Annotated in this window: 3 protein-coding genes; 2 read left to right on the top strand and 1 reads right to left on the bottom strand. The window is 41.9% G+C overall.

All coding sequences use genetic code 11. The features are described from left to right. Positions 1-74 precede the first annotated feature (74 nt). Positions 75-1310 carry an LL-diaminopimelate aminotransferase gene (locus tag AKG39_RS16620; RefSeq protein WP_050741526.1) on the top strand — a complete coding sequence of 412 codons (1236 nt, stop codon included), beginning with the start codon at positions 75-77 and terminating at the stop codon, positions 1308-1310. A gap of 126 nt (positions 1311-1436) precedes the next feature. Here the strand turns inward: AKG39_RS16620 and AKG39_RS16615 are convergent, their stop codons facing one another. Continuing rightward, positions 1437-2153, bottom strand: a complete 717-nt coding sequence (locus AKG39_RS16615) for a DUF434 domain-containing protein (protein ID WP_050741525.1) — start codon at positions 2151-2153, stop codon at positions 1437-1439. A gap of 175 nt (positions 2154-2328) precedes the next feature. On the opposite strand from AKG39_RS16615, the gene AKG39_RS16610 reads away from it, so the two are divergent. After that, positions 2329-2970 carry a hypothetical protein gene (locus tag AKG39_RS16610; RefSeq protein WP_160316212.1) on the top strand — a complete coding sequence of 214 codons (642 nt, stop codon included), beginning with the start codon at positions 2329-2331 and terminating at the stop codon, positions 2968-2970. Positions 2971-3030: the final 60 nt, after the last annotated feature.

Raw genomic sequence — 3030 nt, 5'->3', positions numbered from 1 at the left:
TGTAAACTGGCAGCGAAGCTCACGGCAGTTTCGTAATTGCCTATTAAAATTATTCACTGAAAGGAAAAAATAAAATGGCATTAATTAACGAAAATTATTTAAAATTACCGGGAAGTTACCTTTTTTCTGAAATAGCAAAGAGGGTTGAGGCTTACAAGGCTGCAAATCCGGATGCAGACATCATTAAACTCGGCATCGGCGATGTTACCAAACCCTTACCGGAAGCGGTGATCACCAGCATGCACAAAGCCGTTGACGAAATGGCTGACGAAAAGACATTCAGAGGATACGGACCGGAACCCGGCTATAATTTCCTCATCGAAAAAATCATTGAGTTTGATTTTGGCACTCGCGGCGTCAGCCTGGACATGGATGAGATTTTTGTAAGTGATGGTTCCAAAAGCGACACCGCGAATTTCCAGGAAATCTTTGGCGTTGACAATAAAATCGCCGTTACCGATCCGGTTTATCCGGTTTACATTGACAGTAATGTCATGGCCGGCCGAAGCGGTACCCTTGGCGCCGACGGCAAATGGACAAATCTGATCTACATGCCATGCACCGCCGAAAATGGCTTTGTACCAGAGCTGCCAATTGAAAAGGCGGATCTCATTTACCTGTGTTTCCCCAACAATCCCACCGGAACAACGATTTCTAAAACCGAGCTGAAAAAATGGGTGGATTATGCCAAAGCAAATCAGGCCATTATTTTATATGATGCCGCCTATGAAGCCTATATCCAGGAAGAGGATGTGGCCCACAGTATTTATGAAATTGAAGGCGCCAAAGAGGTGGCCATCGAGTTTCGCAGCTTTTCAAAGAATGCCGGGTTCACCGGAACCCGCTGTTCCTATACCGTTGTTCCCAAGGAAGTAATGGGCTACACCGCCGCCGGTGAAGCCATTGACATCAACAAGTTATGGAACAGAAGACATGCCACCAAATTCAATGGGGTTCCGTATATTATTCAAAAAGGTGCTGAAGCGGTTTATTCCAAGGAAGGGCAAAAGCAGATTAAAGCCCTGGTGGACTACTATATGTTCAATGCCAAGCTTATACGAGAAGGTATTCAGAGCACTGGGATTGAAGTTTTCGGCGGCGTAAACGCCCCCTATATCTGGTTAAAAACACCCAAAGGAATGGACTCCTGGTCATTCTTTGACAAAGTGCTTAACGATGTCAATATTGTTGGAACACCCGGTGCGGGTTTTGGTCCCAGCGGCGAAGGCTACTTCCGATTGACGGCTTTTGCAAGCAGAGAAAGCACCGAAGAGGCCATCAAACGATTCACCACGAAATTTAAACTATAGCAGCTGGACACCGACTCACAGTATTATAAAAGAGCAGTAATTAAATTAATGATGAAAAACAGCCTGGACTCAGTGATGAGCTCAGGCTGTTTTATTTGGTATAAAAGACACATCGTTTTAAACAAATTATTTATTAAAGCTTACAATCCAGGCATCCTTGATATAGTCCTCCACAATTCTTCCTGAAAGATTAAACCAGCTTGTGCACTGATCAAGAATCACCGAATCTCCGGTTACAATCCTTCCCATTTTAGAGAGGACAGTATCAGCATTGGGCACAAGTTCAACCGCCACAGGAATATTCCATTTTTGGGCGTGCTCAAGGATTCTGTTTCTCAGCCGACCAGAGTTGGAAACCGGTGCATCCAGGTAAAACATTGCCTCTGGTACTGAAAGTTTTCGAAGGCTTTCACCCAAAATTCTTAATGCACTGTCGGTCTGATCAATCAGGCTATAGGATCCCCTTAAACCGGCCAGATCCCTTAAAACGTCGTCTTTTCCCAATATGATAAGACCCTTTGACAGGGCAACCTCAAGCGTGATAATCAGGTTAAACCCATCAATGGACAAACATCCATCCCTGGCGGCTGCAAGCGGAAGCCTGTTCGCTTGTCTTTTCTCATATTGAAGCTGAGAAGCAGTTGCCCTTTGCAGGGCGGTCCGCTGTCTTATAGAAAGTTGGTGATGGTTACCCACAAACTCAATCACCGTACCCATTTTATAATTCCGGTCCAGAAGCCACTGAACTTCTTCCTGGACAATTCCAAGCCGGGTCAGAGCTTCATCGGAAAACCACTTGCGATCATCCGGATTGAAGCCTCTTCGCGTTGTTTTTGATGCCAATTTTAGCCCTCCTTTCAGGATAACATCACTAAGCCTTAAATGAATTTATTGATTTTCCCCTAAACAGGATGATTATTTGAATTTTAAGAGGGTAGAAGTTAGAACAAGTAAAATATAAAATAGAGTCGCTGCAAATACACATGGATCAAAACATTGAAAACAGGGGGATATTATGATGATCTTCACCTTATTAGGTCTGCTTGTTAAAATTATGCTCATTATATTACTTGTAATAATTGTGATCCTTCTTTTAATACTGATCATACCCTTTAATTACCGAATTTCAGCAGTATTAAAAGAAAAAGCGAATATTTATTTGCATCTGAATTGGGCATTTTTTGAAGTTGAGCTTTGGCTGGAAGATCTGAAGCCTTTTGTGAAAGTCAGAATATTCAAAAGAGTACTAATCAATGAACCCCTTAAAAAAAGTCTTCGAAAAAAGCCAAAGCCAGTAAAAAAAACCAGGAAATCAAATTTCAAAATGCCGGGCATGACTTTTTTCAAAGAAATCCTGAATTTCGCAAAAGAGGTTTTAAATGTTTTAAAACCAAAAAAAATATCAGCTTTCGGCACTTATGGTTTGGATGACCCGGTCAACACGGCATTGGTTAGTTTCTTGATCCAATTATTCAGCGAGCTTGTGCCCCATGCACACATTGGGTTAGACCCTGTTTTCGATTCCGAAATGACCGATGTGGAAATTAATATTTCTGGGAAAATAAGACTTGCTGTGTTAGTTTATATCTTCATAAAGTATCTTTTAAAAAGAGAGGTCAGACAAGTTGTATTCAGAAAACGCATTAATACTGAAACATAAAACTCGGGTAATTGCGAAAGTAACGTGAGCTTCGCTGCCAGTTTACACGAAACAATTTTT

Source organism: Acetobacterium bakii, assembly GCF_001263355.1.
In the GTDB taxonomy this organism is placed as follows: Bacteria; Bacillota; Clostridia; order Eubacteriales; family Eubacteriaceae; genus Acetobacterium; species Acetobacterium bakii.
This window is presented reverse-complemented; position numbering and strand designations above follow the sequence as displayed.